This is a genomic window from Vicinamibacteria bacterium (assembly GCA_035620555.1).
Classification (GTDB): Bacteria; Acidobacteriota; Vicinamibacteria; order Marinacidobacterales; family SMYC01; genus DASPGQ01.
On record DASPGQ010000623.1, the window covers coordinates 1 to 14,652 of the forward strand.

Annotated in this window: 14 protein-coding genes; 8 read left to right on the top strand and 6 right to left on the bottom strand. The window is 62.4% G+C overall.

Annotated elements, in window-relative coordinates:
* Positions 1-47: 47 nt before the first annotated feature.
* Both VEK15_25510 and VEK15_25515 read right to left on the bottom strand, forming a co-directional pair.
* The gene (locus VEK15_25510; GenBank protein ID HXV64083.1) at positions 48-2,198 is read right to left on the bottom strand and encodes a hypothetical protein; all 2,151 of its coding nucleotides are present in this window, start codon (positions 2,196-2,198) and stop codon (positions 48-50) included.
* A 134-nt stretch (positions 2,199-2,332) separates the two neighbouring features.
* Positions 2,333-2,779, bottom strand: a complete 447-nt coding sequence (locus tag VEK15_25515) for a response regulator (protein HXV64084.1) — start codon at positions 2,777-2,779, stop codon at positions 2,333-2,335.
* 163 nt (positions 2,780-2,942) lie between these two features.
* On the opposite strand from VEK15_25515, the gene VEK15_25520 reads away from it, so the two are divergent.
* From VEK15_25520 to VEK15_25530, 3 genes are read left to right on the top strand one after another with little or no spacing between them, the layout of a single operon-like run.
* Positions 2,943-3,698: a glutaminyl-peptide cyclotransferase gene (locus tag VEK15_25520; GenBank protein ID HXV64085.1), complete on the top strand. Its 756-nt coding sequence runs from the start codon at positions 2,943-2,945 to the stop codon at positions 3,696-3,698.
* Complete coding sequence (locus tag VEK15_25525; GenBank protein ID HXV64086.1) at positions 3,695-3,922, top strand: hypothetical protein; 228 nt, start codon at positions 3,695-3,697, stop codon at positions 3,920-3,922. The genes VEK15_25520 and VEK15_25525 overlap by 4 nt, the downstream gene beginning before the upstream one ends.
* Complete coding sequence (locus tag VEK15_25530) at positions 3,922-5,388, top strand: sodium:solute symporter family protein (protein HXV64087.1); 1,467 nt, start codon at positions 3,922-3,924, stop codon at positions 5,386-5,388. Before VEK15_25525 ends, VEK15_25530 begins: the two co-directional genes overlap by 1 nt.
* A gap of 72 nt (positions 5,389-5,460) precedes the next feature.
* Here VEK15_25530 and VEK15_25535 read toward each other — a convergent pair whose 3' ends face one another.
* Positions 5,461-5,766 (bottom strand): hypothetical protein, encoded by a 306-nt coding sequence (locus tag VEK15_25535; protein ID HXV64088.1) that lies wholly within the window; start codon positions 5,764-5,766, stop codon positions 5,461-5,463.
* Positions 5,750-6,442, bottom strand: a complete 693-nt coding sequence (locus VEK15_25540) for a nucleotidyl transferase AbiEii/AbiGii toxin family protein (protein ID HXV64089.1) — start codon at positions 6,440-6,442, stop codon at positions 5,750-5,752. The genes VEK15_25535 and VEK15_25540 overlap by 17 nt, the downstream gene beginning before the upstream one ends.
* Before the next feature lie 206 nt (positions 6,443-6,648).
* On the opposite strand from VEK15_25540, the gene VEK15_25545 reads away from it, so the two are divergent.
* Both VEK15_25545 and VEK15_25550 read left to right on the top strand, forming a co-directional pair.
* Positions 6,649-7,125, top strand: coding sequence for a response regulator (locus VEK15_25545; GenBank protein HXV64090.1), 477 nt, complete (start codon positions 6,649-6,651; stop codon positions 7,123-7,125).
* 198 nt (positions 7,126-7,323) lie between these two features.
* Positions 7,324-7,890 (top strand): OmpA family protein, encoded by a 567-nt coding sequence (locus VEK15_25550; protein ID HXV64091.1) that lies wholly within the window; start codon positions 7,324-7,326, stop codon positions 7,888-7,890.
* 90 nt (positions 7,891-7,980) lie between these two features.
* Here the strand turns inward: VEK15_25550 and VEK15_25555 are convergent, their stop codons facing one another.
* Positions 7,981-8,472, bottom strand: coding sequence for a hypothetical protein (locus VEK15_25555; GenBank protein ID HXV64092.1), 492 nt, complete (start codon positions 8,470-8,472; stop codon positions 7,981-7,983).
* 21 nt (positions 8,473-8,493) lie between these two features.
* Positions 8,494-11,556, bottom strand: coding sequence for a hypothetical protein (locus VEK15_25560; protein HXV64093.1), 3,063 nt, complete (start codon positions 11,554-11,556; stop codon positions 8,494-8,496).
* Positions 11,557-11,697: 141 nt separating this feature from the next.
* Here VEK15_25560 and VEK15_25565 point away from each other — a divergent pair, with 141 nt between their 5' ends.
* The 3 genes from VEK15_25565 to sat form a co-directional block, all read left to right on the top strand.
* Complete coding sequence (locus tag VEK15_25565) at positions 11,698-12,534, top strand: hypothetical protein (protein ID HXV64094.1); 837 nt, start codon at positions 11,698-11,700, stop codon at positions 12,532-12,534.
* 45 nt (positions 12,535-12,579) lie between these two features.
* On the top strand, positions 12,580-13,401 hold the full coding sequence (locus VEK15_25570) for a DUF4388 domain-containing protein (GenBank protein HXV64095.1): 822 nt from the start codon (positions 12,580-12,582) through the stop codon (positions 13,399-13,401).
* Positions 13,401-14,652 (top strand): sulfate adenylyltransferase (gene sat, locus VEK15_25575; GenBank protein ID HXV64096.1); only part of this gene is annotated, 1,252 nt, incomplete at its 3' end. The genes VEK15_25570 and sat, both read left to right, overlap by 1 nt.

Here is a 14,652-nt window from a genome sequence, read left to right on the forward strand (position 1 = left end):
AGCGAACGCAAGATGACAGGGTGAGTCAAGAAACCCGCGACGGAGACTCAATGCCGGGAAGACCCCCGGTCGCGAGCCACTTTCCCATCTCGCTCGGCAAGGAGGAATCGCGCCTCGGTAACCGTCCAGGGGCGGGGCTCGTTCCGGCAGATGCGGATTCGAACCGCCTCGAACCGACCAGGCTCGAAACGCACCACAATCCAGCCCTTGTTCGCAGCGAGAACCTTCGCCTGGCGGCCAAGGAGGATCTCGTCGCCGTTCGATACCCGTCCACGAATCTCGATGCCGGCAGGGCTGGCGGCAAAGTCCGGAGCAGAGAAAAGCACCACGCCGCGGATCCGAACGTCGGGCGCGGGAATCAGCTCGAGCCAGTCCTCTGCCTTCTGGTGCTCGATCGTACTCCAATTCGTTCCGAACCTCGCGTCGCGCACGTTGCGGGCGTGGGTGAGATTGCGGGACGCGTAGGCGGTGAGGGGGATGGCGTCTGGCTCAACTCGGGAGAGCTGATAGATACGGGGAAGTCTCGCGTGAAGATGACGCGCGTACGGAGAGTCAGGCCAACGTTGCGTCAAAGCCTCGCTGAGGTCCAATGCCTTGATCCAGCGATCGGCTCTCAAGAAGAGATCGGCGGCACGAAACGCGGCAAACTGATGCCAGGGTCGCTTTTGCCATTCCTCCATCCAAAGATCTCCGGCGTCGAACAAGTCACCCTGTTGTTCGGCGCGAACGGCGCGGCGCACCCGATTGTCCCCGGGCGTAATCGACAGGAGCACCGAGACGAGCTGCGAGTCCCCGAATGAAGTCAAACGCTCGGAGAACCAGTCGACTGGAGGCTTTGCACTCCAATGGATAGCCGGTCCCAAGATACCCGCGACGTTTACCAAGACTCCAAGAGCCACGGAGCCCGCCATGGCCGTACGGAAACCAGCCCATTTATGTCCTCGGCCGAGGGAGCACGTCATGAGCACCCAGAAGGGTAGCGCATCGGTCATGTATCGCGGCCCGTAGCAATCGCCTCCCCACCAGAAGACCCAGCTACCATAGAACGCGAGGATGGCCGTGTAACCGATCAGTCCCCATCGAAGGTACAGGCGCTCCTCCCGCAGCACGACGGCAATTGCCGCCGCAACGAGGACGAGGAGCACGACCGGCTCGAACCAGAAGACACCCCGGCTCGCGCTCGCGAACAGCCAGAACGTTCGTTCGATCCAGCTGACGAGCCGGAAGTCGAAGTTCTGAGGCCCTATGACGTACGGTCCGGCGAGCGTTCCGTACGTCTGGAGATGATAGAAAGCCAGGGGAGCGCTTACACAACCGAAGCCGAGCATCGCGGCCAGCGACCTCTTTCCGAAGTGACGGAAGACCATCACGGCGACGACTCCGGTTGCGATGAGAAGGGGGGGACGGGTGAAAACCGCCAGCCCCAGACATGCACCCACGGCTGCGAGCCTTCGGGCCTGGGAGGTCGTCTCGTCGAGGAATCGCTCCAGCGCCCCGAGGATCCAGAGCTCCCCGGGACCATGCTGCCATAACGCGGTCGAAGAAATGGCCCAGTGGGACGTAGCGAGACCGTAGGCCAACGCGATCTGCCTCGGGGAAAAAGTCGATGAGAGTCGCTGTCCAATACGCAATACGAGCCAAACTGACGCCAACGCAATGAGTAGCGCCGAGAACCTCCCGATCCGGTGCACGAGCTGCTCGCGTGGTAGGTTCGAGAGCTTGGCTGGCGCGAAGAGCGGCCAGGCAACCAGAGCCGGTCCTAGAGGGAAACGGGAGCGGAGCCCCACGGGCGTTTCGACGACGTAGTAAGGAACCCCGTTCGCAAGAAGCTCGGGATAGGCGTCGAGCGAAGTTCCATCGAGGGACGCAATCGACAACGCTGTGTAATCGGTCGGCACCACGTCCCCCGACACCACCTCCCACCGGGAAGAGATGGAGTAGGCGACGAAACAAGCCAAGATCGTCGCTGCGTCACGAGGCGAGCCGAGCGCCGGGAAAATTTTCGCGAGAGCAAGCCCGGAAACGAAGATAGCCAATGCGGGACGAACGAGATTGCGGGAGCTGAACGAAATCCCGGCAATCGTTCCCTCGATCCCTCCCGCATAGACGCAAGCCAGGTACAGAAAGAGCGAAAGACACAGGACCGAGACCAGCGCTGCCCCGGCGACGAGTCGGGGAGCGAGATGGCGAGAATCCATGCGGTCCGGAGCCCAGCGCCGCGAGACTACTTCATGGCGTCGAATGGCGCAAAATCACCGATGGATGCGCCGGGGGGCCAGGGAAGGCTCTGGGGGAGACAAAGCGGGACTGACGCCCCCGGCGAACTGTTTCATCAGCCTGCTGGAAGCTGGCGGACGACCTTAGAGCTCGCGCCGGTCGAACCCGCATCGTCTGGCGGCACCAGCCCCCGTATGAGAGCTCTAAGGTCATCCATATCAAATGGTTTATCGATGAGAGCCGTGGCTCCCAAAAGCTGTGCGTCGTGGTGGAAGTTGGCGCTCCCGAAAGCGGTCATGAGAACGAACGGCGTGGAGGAATCGGTCCGCCTGAACCGCGCCAGCACTTCGAGCCCGCTCGGGCCCGGCATTTTCACGTCCGAGATGATGACGTCCGCGCGTGGCGAGACCGAAAGCCACGAGGCAAGCTCGACTCCGTTGGCCATGGCAACCACCTCGTGACCATCCAGCCCCAGGCTGTAGCCAATGACCGCACGAAGCTCGGAGTCGTCTTCAGCCAGGAGGATCCGTTGCCCGCCGGATGCCGTCCGTTCGTTCCACATGAAAGTCTAAAATGCAAGACCTGTGCCGCGGTTGAATTCACCGCGGACGCGCGGCACGCCGATCGCCTTGTCGCCTTTTGCCACATATCGTCGCTTTTTTTCCCGCTCTGCTGACCGACACTCTCGATATCGTGTAGGGTATGATGGCTCGAGCCGCTCGGTGATGACCGCCGTTCTCGGATTCGCAGTCGTTGTCTCGTCTGCGGTGTGTGCCGACGCGCCGGTTTACACCTATAAGGTCAAGAACGTCTATCCCCACGATCCCGGGGCCTTCACCCAAGGTCTCGTCTATCAGGACGGCGGTTTTTACGAGAGCACCGGCCTGCGCGGACGCTCGTCCTTGCGATTCGTGGATCTGGAGACTGGGAGAGTTCAGAAGAAAGCCTCGCTCCTTCCCATGTTCTTCGGCGAGGGGATCGCGGTGCTGGGCAATCGAATCTACCAGCTGACCTGGACGTCGCAGGTCGGCTTCGTGTACGACAAAGACTCCCTCGAGATCATCCGCGAGTTTCGATACGGGATCGAAGGCTGGGGCATGACCCACGACGGCAAACGCCTGATCGTGAGCGACGGATCCTCGGAGCTCTATTTTTGGGATCCCGACACGCTCGTCGAGACCGGACGGATCACCGTCAAAGATGGAGGCACCCCGGTTCTCAATTTGAACGAGCTCGAGTACATCGAAGGCGAGATCTGGGCCAACATCTGGCAGGATGACCGAATCGTGAGAGTCTCGCCCGAGTCGGGCGATGTGCTCGGATGGATCGACTTGTCGGGACTCCTGTCGCCGGGAGATCGTCGCGGGACGGAAGACGTTTTGAACGGTATCGCCTACGACGCGATTCGGCAGCGCATATTCGTCACGGGCAAACTGTGGCCCAGGCTGTTCGAGATCGAGATCGTGCCGTCGAAACCTTGACGACCCGACCGACCCTGTCGAAGCCCGCGAGGCGGGTCGCCGTCTTCTGCATCATTGCTTTCCTGGCGACGATGTGGCCCGTCTATCCCCTCTTCAGCCGCGTCTTCCCTCTCGTACTCGGCATGCCCTTCTCTCTTTTCTATCTCGTCACGATCAACGTCGCGGTTTTCTGCGTGATGCTCGGCCTGTATCTCTGGGAGAGCGCAACTGGCGAGCTCGATTGATGGATAGCTGGCTCATCGTCTTCCTGGTGACGATCGGCTATCTCGCGGTGTCGCTGACGGTCGGCCTCATGTCGGGCGGGAAGGCGTCGCGGGGCACCGAAGGTTACGTCGCCGGCGATCGCAACCTGGGTTTCGTCCTGCTGTATTTCATCCTCGGGGCCTCGATCTTCAGTGCCTTCGCTTTTCTGGGAGGGCCCGGCTGGGCGTACTCGCGAGGGGCGGCGTCGTTCTACATCATCGCTTACGGCACGGTCGGGCTCCTCCCCTGGTACTTCCTCGGGCCGCGAATCGCTTCGCTGGGAAGGGAGTTCGGCTACGTCACTCAAGCGGAGCTGTTCGCTCACCGCTACCGGAGCACCTTCGTTTCCGCCATCCTCGCGGTCATCAGCTTCATCGCCTTCGTCCCCTACCTCGTACTCCAGATGCAAGGCGCAGGATACGTGTTCTCCGTCGTCACCGAGGGACGGATTCCCGAGTGGGGTGGCGCGGCGATCGCCTACGCCGTGGTGCTGATCTACGTCTTTCGCAGCGGGGTCATGGGCGTTGCCTGGACCAACACGTTTCAGGGCATCCTGATGATGGCGCTCGCCTGGGGCCTCGGCCTGTACCTTCCCTACAAGCTGCATGGGGGCATTGGGCCCATGTTCGAGGAGCTGGCACGTACGGCGCCGGAGATGCTGGCCGCTCCCGGCCTGGACGCCACGGGCAAGGCCTGGACGTGGGGCGGCTTCTCGAGCTCGATCGCGATATCCGTCTTCGGTTTCGGCGTCTGGCCTCACTATTTCATGAAGATCTATACGGCACGGAGCATCCGCACCCTGAAGAAGATGATCGTGTTCTATCCCACCTTTCAAATATTTCTCGTGCCGATCATGTTCATCGGCTTCTCCGGCGTGACGGCTTTTCCCGGGGTCGATCCGCCCGACACGATCCTTCCGACCATCGTGACCTCGATGGAGCTCCCCCCGCTGGTCGTGGGTATGTTCTGTGCCGGAGCGCTCGCGGCTTCGATGTCGTCGGGCGACGCCATCGTACATGCCGCCGCTTCGGTGCTCGTAAAAGACTTCTACCGGAAGCTGAGAAAGGCGCCGCTCGAAGACGAGAAGGAGACGCGCCTCATCCGGATCCTCGTCATCGCCATCGGCGCCCTGGCGTTCTACTTCGCCCTGTTCTCGAGCGCCTCGCTCGTCTTCCTGCTTCTTTTGTCCTACGGCTTCATCGCCCAGATATTCCCACCGCTGATCGCTGCTTTCTTCTGGAGTCGCTCGACGCGACCCGGCGTCATCGCCGGACTGCTGACTGGCTGCGCGGTCACGATTCTGTGGAACCTCGTTCCCGCTCTTCAGTGGCAGGATATCCATCCCGGAATCTGGGGGCTCGCGGCGCACGTTGTTGTATTGATCGCGGTCTCGCTGGGAACGCATCCCATGGACCGGGACCATGTGCGCCAATTCATCGACACGTGATCAGATACTGGGCTTGCGAGACCCTCGGCATACCGAGCTCTGGAGAATGTTTCCTTCCCCGTGGAAGAGTTTTCAGACGTACTCGAGGTTGGGATCGTCTCGGATCTCGGCGACTTCCTGACCGAGGTAGGGCAGTCGGCGGAGACCGTGCCAGCGCCGAATGAGGTGGTACGCGCAGGAGGTCAACAAGCGGGTTTCCTCGACCGCTTCGCGCCAGTCAGCGCCGCGGACCATTTCGACGGTGGCACGGTCCGGCAGCCGTCCGAAGTCCCACGCAGAGCAAAGACGAACGAGGAAGTCGACACGTTCGGCGAGGCTCTCGAGATCAACAGGCGGCTCACGATCGGGATAGAGAGCCCCATCAATCTCGAAGGGCATCCAGGAACTCCTTGACGAACCATTGCCTTAGGATCGCGACTTCTTCCCGTTGTGTAGCATCTTCGATCGCTTCGAGCGGTCGATGGCGGGAGATCCTCTCCAGGTGTGTTTCGATGGCAAGGCGGGCGCGGTGCGCACCGGTGTCGCTTCCTGCCAACTCCTGCCGCCGCCGCCAAAGCCCCCAGCACTCCTCGGCGGTTGCGAGGCTAGCTCGGCAGACCGCGAAGACGTCGCGAAAGTCACGGGGGGCGCCGCGCTCCACAAGAGCCACCATCTTGCTGGCCAAAACGTCAGTCAGGGAATCGAGGGATACATCGACCCATGGGGCAACGCGGGTTGGCTCGAGTTGGGCCGAGCGAGCTGCGATCTGGAAGTTGAAGACCGTCTTTCCCCCTTCACGCAAGTCGATACTCACGACATCGCCCCAGCTGCGTCGCCTGATTTCGCCGTACGGTGCGAGGGCGTCTTCGACGACGGCAAGCACGCGCTCGCGCTCCTCATGTCCTGCGGCCACCGCCCACCAAGCATCCACGTCATGTGTCTCGCGGTAGTCGAGGTAGTGAAGGAGCCCGATCGCGCCGCCGAGCGACAAAAGTTGACCGAGACCTGCCTCCGCCAGGGCTTCGAGCGAGATGCGCGCAAACTCCGATAAGTGCTCGGGTCGCTTCGGCTCCATATGAGCCCTAGCATACCGGAAGTCGGCGGCGGTGCTAGCGAACGTCCATGGACCAGGACTATGTGCGGCAATTCATGAGCGCCTGGTGCACGTGGCAAAAAGCCACGTGCGTGACAATTTTGCCAGGCGCTGCCTGCCCGTGGTCGGCTTTTGCCTGGGATGGAGCCTCTTCCGAGGGGGCATGTGCTTTGCAAAAGAAACGGGCCATGTCCAGCGAACCCACGCCCGGCGCGGACAAAGTGCGGCGCATTTTGCTGGCGGAAGATGACGCTGCGCTTCGCGTTCTTCTGGAGATGAGCCTTCGCGCCGAGGGATACGAAGTCATTCCCGCGGTCGACGGGCTCGAGCTCAGCGCGCTCATTGCCGCGTTTCCGGTCGTCGACCTCGTGATCGCCGACGTTCGCATGCCGGGGCGGAGCGGACTCGACGTCCTGTCGCGGTTTCGGAGTCACGATCTCACGACGCCGTTCGTACTCATTACTTCCTTCGGAAGCGAAGAGCTACACGCCGAGGCGCGTCGTCTGGGCGCGACGGCGGTTTTCGACAAACCTTTCGACCTCGACGAACTGAGGCTGGTCGTCCGCCGCCTGGCTCCGATCGGTGCCATCGGGCCACGTCGGAGCGATCCTGACCTCATCCGTTCCGCCGACAGCCGCCGTCGGCTTCACGATTCCAATGTCTAGCAGGGTGATGGAAATCTCAGCCCACCCTGCGCGAGCGGAGCGTTCGACTTCGCCAAGGCTTCGTCGAAACCTCGCCGAAGCCCGAAGGGCGCAGGCGGGAGCCCGGCGCGCTCGCCGCGCCGTAAGCAGCCCGAGCCGTGGCGGCCGGGCGATCGCGGGTCCCGCCACGGCATTGAGCATTCCCGAGAGGAGAGAACCATGACCAAGATGATCACCGGGATCCTTGCCGTCGCCGTGAGCGGGCTGGCTGCAGCCGGCTGTGGCAACAAGAAGAATGCGGCGATCGGGGGGCCACCGGCCGCCGTTCCCGAACGGACCGCAGCGGCTCGTCCGACACCTGCTCCGGAAAAGCCTACGGCGAACGCGTTCGACGAGGAAAGCTGGTTCCGCACGGCAACTCTGGACGAGCTTCAGAAGAAGCTCTCCGACGTGTACTTCGATTACGACCGGTCCGATCTCAGGGGCGAGGCACGGCAAACGATTCAGAACAACTCAGAGTGGCTCATGAAGCCTTACAACACGGTCCTCATCGAGGTCGAAGGGCACTGCGATGAACGTGGCACACTGGATTACAACCTCGCGCTGGGTGAGCGCCGATCGAGCTCGGTCGCGGATTACCTGATGGGCCTGGGCCTGCCGAGGCACCGGCTTCGAATCGTCAGCTACGGGAAAGAACGCCCGCAATGCACGATGGGCGGCGAAGATTGTTGGCGAAGGAATCGCCGGGCACATTTTCGCATCGCCTCCAAAGGCGTCGGCGATTAGCGGCGCCCCGGAGCGCAGCTCCGCTCGAAGCCGAGCTCGGTCACTCGGGGAGGAGCCTGCCAGAGACGGTCTACCCGCGCGGTCGCTGTTTCAAGCGGTCGCTTCCTTCGGCGCGCGGATCTTCGTCGCGATGAGCCCGACGAGCGAGCCGATGCCCGTAGTCCAGACCCCGACCCAAAGGACGAGCTGGGTCACGACCGCGCCCAACAGGAACTTCATCGAGCTGGACATGGACGCAAACTCTGGAGGAAAGGCGTCGTAGTGCGTCCCCCAGTCACCGAAAATGGCCAGCCCCATGATGAGAATGACGGGGATCCTCGCCGCGAGCCCATAGTAGAACATCGTCTTCACCAGGTTCTTCCACAATGGGCCCGCGAAGCCGGCGAGCTTGTACGCGAAGTACACCCCGAAGATCGGAGCGAGCCAGGTGATACCGATGAGCGCGCCGTTGCCACCGGGCGCCCGACTCGCGAGCCACGCGGGCAAGTTCATGAACTCACCCACGAGACGAAGAAGCGTGACCGCAAGCGTGATGATTGCGGGCACGAGAATGAGCTTCCTGATATCCGGTTTGTCTGCCATGACTCCCTCCTAAAAGAACGTCTAACGCGCTCCCGCGCCTGAATCGGTGGTGGCCAACACCCGTTCGAGCTTGCTCACCTGCTCCTCGAGCTGAGCGGTGAGCTCGTCGTAACGGTCGTAGGCATCTTTGCCGGGCCTCTGGTCGGCCGAATCCAGGTTGCCGTAGAGGTACTCGAGCTGATCGACGATCATCGGGCGCGAATAACGAACCGGAGCGGTTACGAGCTCCTCTTCGATCTGCTCGAGCGTCGTCTTGGTGGCACCCGACGCGGTCTCGAGCGCCTGTGCTAGACGGTGGGCGGCACTCCGGGCGTTCGAGAGCGCATCGCGCGCCTTCAAGGCGAGAACGACCTGGGCTTCGATGTCGGCGTCGCTGACCCGTCCGGCGACCACCACCCGCGGGTCGGTCTTGGCCTGGAACGAGACCGCGTGGCTCCAATCACCGACGCTCAGCCGCGCTCGGTAGGTCCCCGGGGCCACCAGGGGGCCGTCTCGACCCGATCGCTCTTCGTCCTCGTCCCACGGTCCCGCATGACGCAGGTCCCAGACGAAACGGTGAAAACCGGCGCTCTTCGGTAGCTGAGGTGTTCCCACGCGCTCCAAGCTCCACTCCCGCATACTGGCCTCGGCGGGAACGACGTTCTTTTCGCCTTCCGCGCTACTCGAGAACCGGCGAACCAGGGTCCCATCGGCGCTCAGAATCTCGAGAGTCACTTCTCCCGCCGGCTCGCTCGCCAGGTAGTAGTCGATATTTGCGCCCGGCGGCGGGTATTGGGGCTCGTCGGGGGCGGGCTCTTGAAAACGACGCCCACCGTAGCGAAGACGGTAGGGATCCTCGACGCCGAAGAGGTGCACCTCGGCGGAAGCAACTTGGGCATCGATCTCGTGCAGCGGCGTCAGGTCGTATAGGATCCAGAAGCTTCTTCCCATCGTCGATGCCACGAGATCCTTGTCCACGATCTTGATATCGGTGACGGGCGTCACCGGAAGATTGAGCTGCATCGATTGCCATCTGGCCCCGTCGTCGAAAGACACGAACATCCCGAACTCCGTTCCCGCATAGAGCAGCCCTTCCCGATCGGGATCCTCGCGGACGACGCGAACGGGATGGTCACTGGGTATACCGTTCTCGCCGGTCGTGATGCGCGTCCAGCTCTCGCCGTAGTCCTCGGTCTTGTACACATGCGGCTCGAAGTCGCCGAGCTGGTATCGGAGAATCGACGCATAGGCCTTGGCGCGCTCGTGCGGCGAAACTTCGATGGTCTGGACCCGGCCGTAGGGCCCCAGTCCCGGCGGAGTAACGTCTTTCCAGGTCTTCCCGTCGTCGCGCGTGATATGGATGGGTCCGTCGTTGGCGCCGACCCAGATCACGCCACGTTCATGGGGTGATTCCTGGATCTCGTAGATGACGCTGAAATGCTCCTCCCCGGTGACATCGATCGTAATGGGAGATCCCGACACCACCTGAGTCTCGGCGGTGAAAGCCGTCAGATCCGGTGAGATCGTGTGCCATTCCAGACCGCCGTTCTCGGTGACGTGGACGTATTGCGAGGTGTGGTAGACGCGGTTGGGGTCGTGGGGCGAGACATGGATGGGGGCGACCCGCTGAAAGCGGTACTTCAGGTCCTTGGGGTTGTGGCCATAGAGGTTCTGGAACCCGACGTAGTACTGTTGCTCCTGGCCGGTGCGGCGGTCGTAATAGCCGAATCGGCCCTTGCAGTCGGCATAGACGATGTCGGGATCGCCGGGCTTGGGGACCACCGGGCCCGTCTCACAACCGCCGTGCGCTTCCCAGAGAGCCACATGGCCCGCGGGCATCTCCCGGGGCGGAAGACTCGGGACCGAGATCGTCGAGTTGTCTTGCTGTCCCGCATAGAGGCGATAGGGAAAATCGTCGCTTATGTCGACCTGATAGAGCTCGGCGGTCGGCTGATTGTTCTGCGTCGACCAGCTCTTGCCGCCATCGAGTGTCACGTTGGCTCCCCCGTCGTTCGACTGGATGAAGACGTCGGGGTTGTCAGGATTGATCCACATGTCGTGGTTGTCGCCATGGGGAACCGGCCGGCGTTTCCAGCTCTTTCCGCCATCCTCGGATCTGAAGTAACCCTCCGCCATGCCCCAGAGAATGTCGGGATTCGTCGGATGGGCTTCGAGATTGCAGTAGTAGAACGGGCGGTTCTGGATCGGCTGAAAATCGGTCACCTGATGCCAGCTCTCGCCGCGGTCGTCGGAACGGTAGACGCCGCCTTCCTTCTCGGGCGCTTCGATGAGGACATAGACGCGGTTCGGATCGCCCGCCGAGACGGCGAGGTCGGACTTGCCCCGCAGGCCCTGGGGAAGCCCGTTTTCGAGCGGTTTCCAGGTGTCGCCGCCGTCCGATGACTTGTAGACGCCGCCTTCCTCTCCGCCGCTGACGATCGTCCAGGGCTTGCGCTCGGCGCGCCACATCGTCGCATAGATCTCGCGAGGGTTGCCAGGAACGAGCTCGAGATCGACGGCTCCGGTCTCGTCCGACACATAAAGGACTTTCTCCCAGCTTCCTCCCCCGTCCTTCGATCGATAGACGCCGCGGTCCGGATTCGCGGCGAACGGATTCCCTATCGCGGCCACGTACACGAGGTCCGGATCGGTCGGATGAATCAGAACCGCTCCGCTGTTGCCCGTCTTTTCGAGTCCGACGTGCCGCCAGGTCTTGCCGGCGTCTTCCGACTTGTACACTCCCTTTCCGATGATGACGTTGGATCGGAGTCCATCGGAGCCGGTGGATACGTAGATGATGTTGGGATCGGAATCCGCAACGCGAATGGCGCCTATGGAACCGGTCGCGAAGTAGCCGTCGGAGATCGGCTCCCAGGTGATTCCATAGTTCGTCGTCTTCCAGACGCCGCCCCCGGAAGCACCGAGGTAGAACGTGGATGGTTGAGCCCGATGTCCCGCGACCGCGGTGACACGGCCGCCTCGGGACGGCCCTACCATCCGGTACTCGAGACCGGAGAAGAGCTTGGGGGAGTACGCCTCTTCGGCGACTGCGGATCCGCCAAGCAGGATGGTGGAAAGCGTGCCGACGACCCTCATCGAGACCATGAGTTCCTCCTGTCGTGGAGTGCGATGTTAACTCCGATCGCAAGCGAAATCCACGTGTACCGCCAAACAGCGCTTGATTTCTGGCCCGAAAAGGCCGACCATTGAAGTAGCAAACGAGGGTGCCAACGGGGGGAAGGCACCATGCGTTTACACCTGCCGATCCTTAGAACCGCCGCAGTCGCGGCGGGCTCTTTCCTCGCCGTGGTTGCTCTGGAAGCTCCTTCGCCATCGGACTTCGGGGCCCTTCACATCGCCTTGTTCGCCGCCGGAGTCCTGTACACCCAGTTCTTCGAGCACCTCGCCCATCGCGTCGGAATGCACCGCCGAGTGCGCTTTCTCGAGGGCGTGAGGTTCCGCCATCTCGTACACCACCGGATCTTCCACGACGCTAACTTCCGAACGACGCGGCCGTCGGATCTGGATCATATCGCCGGTCAATATTGGATGTTCCCCGTTCTCATCTCGATCCACTATCTCGCCTTGCTACCCGTTCTTTCCGACAGCCAGCTGACGGCGTTTCTCGCAGGCACTCTGCTGCACTATCTGGTTTTCGAAGCGACCCACTGGTTCACCCATATCGAGGGCAACGGCTTCGACCGCATCCTGTCGCGAATTCCCCTGTTGCGCGACATTCGCAATCATCAGATCGAGCATCACCGCGCCCACCATCAAGTGCCGGAGATCGCATTCAACTTCAATCCACCGTATCTAGGGGACGTTCTCGCGGGAAAGATGCCGAAACCGGCGACCGCGCCCGGCCTCGCTCTCCCCCGCGCCTCCGCGGCCTCGAGCTCCATCCAGGCTCTTGTCCCGGCTCCGACCAGCCCCGATCCGACGGTGGTGACGTGGAAACACCCGCTACTGCGCTACAGCTCGGCGGTAGCAGCCGGCCTCGCCATCGTGGGGCTCGTCGTCGTCGCCCACGGGCGCTGGTCACAATCGAAGACCTCCGCGTCGACCCCCGAAGCCCTCATCTGAAAACCTCTCACCCTCGACGTTCAAATCCGCTACCATGGACTATCGATGCCCTACATCGGAAGGCTCGAAGAACGCCCGCTCCTGGACGTCATCCAGATCATCGCGTACTCACAGCAGAGCGGCATCCTGAGCGTCGAGGGTGCGGAGTCCCGCGGGGCCATCGTCTTTGAGAATGGAAGCGTCGTCTGTGCCGTGTCCCCCTCGACCCTGCGCCTGCTCGTGCGAGCGGCAAAGCAAACCGACGACAACGCACGTTCGATGTGCGGAATCCAGATACTGACGGCACTCCGCGAGCTCTTCGACGCCACTAGCGGAGATTATCGATTCGAGGGGAAGGAGTCTCCCGTTCCCGAGCTCGAGGGGCTCAGCCTCGAGGGTTTCTATCGAGCGGGGGCTTTCGACACGGGAGACCTCCTGTTGATGCTGGAGAAGGCCATGGAGAACGCTCGGGTACGTTTCGCCTCGACGCCCACGCCCCCACCCGGCGAAGACGGGTCGGAGCAAAGACGCCATCCGCGCTACGGCCCGGTCACCATCCGAGGTACCTTGTCCGTTTCGCGGAAGCTCTTCCCCGGCCATCTGATGAACGTGAGCCTCGGGGGCACCTTTTTCCGGGCGGAAACGCTTCCGGAGCTGGACCAGGAGGGGGTGTTGGACTTCGAGCTTCCGTGGAAGCTGGGTCCCTGCGCGGCCCGCTTCCGAGTCGTCTGGTTGACCGCGGAGGGGCCGGAAACGTTCCGCGGTGCAGGGCTTCGATTCGACTCGCTCGTCGGAGACAGCCGAAGCAACCTGGACGCCTACATCCGACAATTCGAGGAGCTCGTCGGACAAATCGGTGTCGAAGCCAACGAAAAAAAGGAGATGTAATGTCCACGAAACTCATCGAACCCTACGGCGGGACACTCTGCGACCTGGTCTCGGAGCCCGAACGCCAGAGCGAGTTGAAGGCTCTGTCCCGCGAGTGGCCCTCCTGGGATCTGACGCCGCGACAACTCTGCGACCTGGAGCTGCTGTTGAACGGGGGATTCTCTCCGCTCAAAGGGTTCATGACGAAATCCGACTTCGATCCCGTTTGCTCGGATATGCGCCTTTCGGATGGAGTCCTCTGGCCGATCCCCATCACCCTCGATCTCCCCGAGGATGTCGCGAAGAAGCTCGATCCTGGAAGCGTTCTCGCGCTCCGGGACCCCGAGGGAGTGATGCTCGCAGCCCTTCACGTGGAGGACGTGTGGCGGCCAGACCGGCCGGAGGAGGCCGAGGCTGTCTTCGGGACCGGAAATACGGAGCACCCAGGCGTTCTCTACACGACGCAGAAAACCCATCCCTTCTACGTCGGCGGGCGCCTCGAGGGACTCGAGCTGCCGATCCATTACGACTTCCGCCCGTTGCGCCAGACGCCTTCGAGCTTGCGGGAGGAGTTCGTCCGCATGGGATGGACGCGCGTCGTCGCATTCCAGACCCGGAATCCCATGCACCGTGCCCACCACGAGCTGACGTTGCGGGCGGCGAAGGAAGTCGAAGCGAATCTTCTCATCCATCCGGTGGTCGGCATGACCAAGCCGGGAGACCTCGATCACTACACTCGGGTGCGCTGCTACCAGGCGCTCTCGACCCATTACCCGCGCAATACCGCCAAGATCTCGCTCCTACCCCTCGCCATGAGAATGGGGGGACCGCGCGAAGCGGTATGGCACTCGATCATCCGGCGCAACTACGGCTGTACCCACTTCATCGTGGGCCGGGACCACGCGGGGCCGGGAAAGGACTCGTCGGGAAAGCCGTTCTACGGTCCCTACGACGCCCAGGGGCTCGTGAACGAGCACGAGGCGGAGCTAGGTGTCACCATCGTTCCGTTTCGCAACATGGTGTACGTCGAGGACCAGGGACGCTACTTCCCTGATGACGAAGTGCCGCAAGGAACCCGTTTCCTGAGCATCTCCGGCACCGAGCTTCGTCAGCGGCTTGCCGACGGGCGGGAGCTGCCGGAGTGGTTCACGTTCCGCGAGGTCGCCCAGGAGCTCAGACGCACACACCCTCCGCGCCAAAAACAAGGTTTCACCGTTTTCTTCACCGGGCTTTCTGGCGCGGGCAAGTCCACGGTCGCCAACGTCCTCCTCG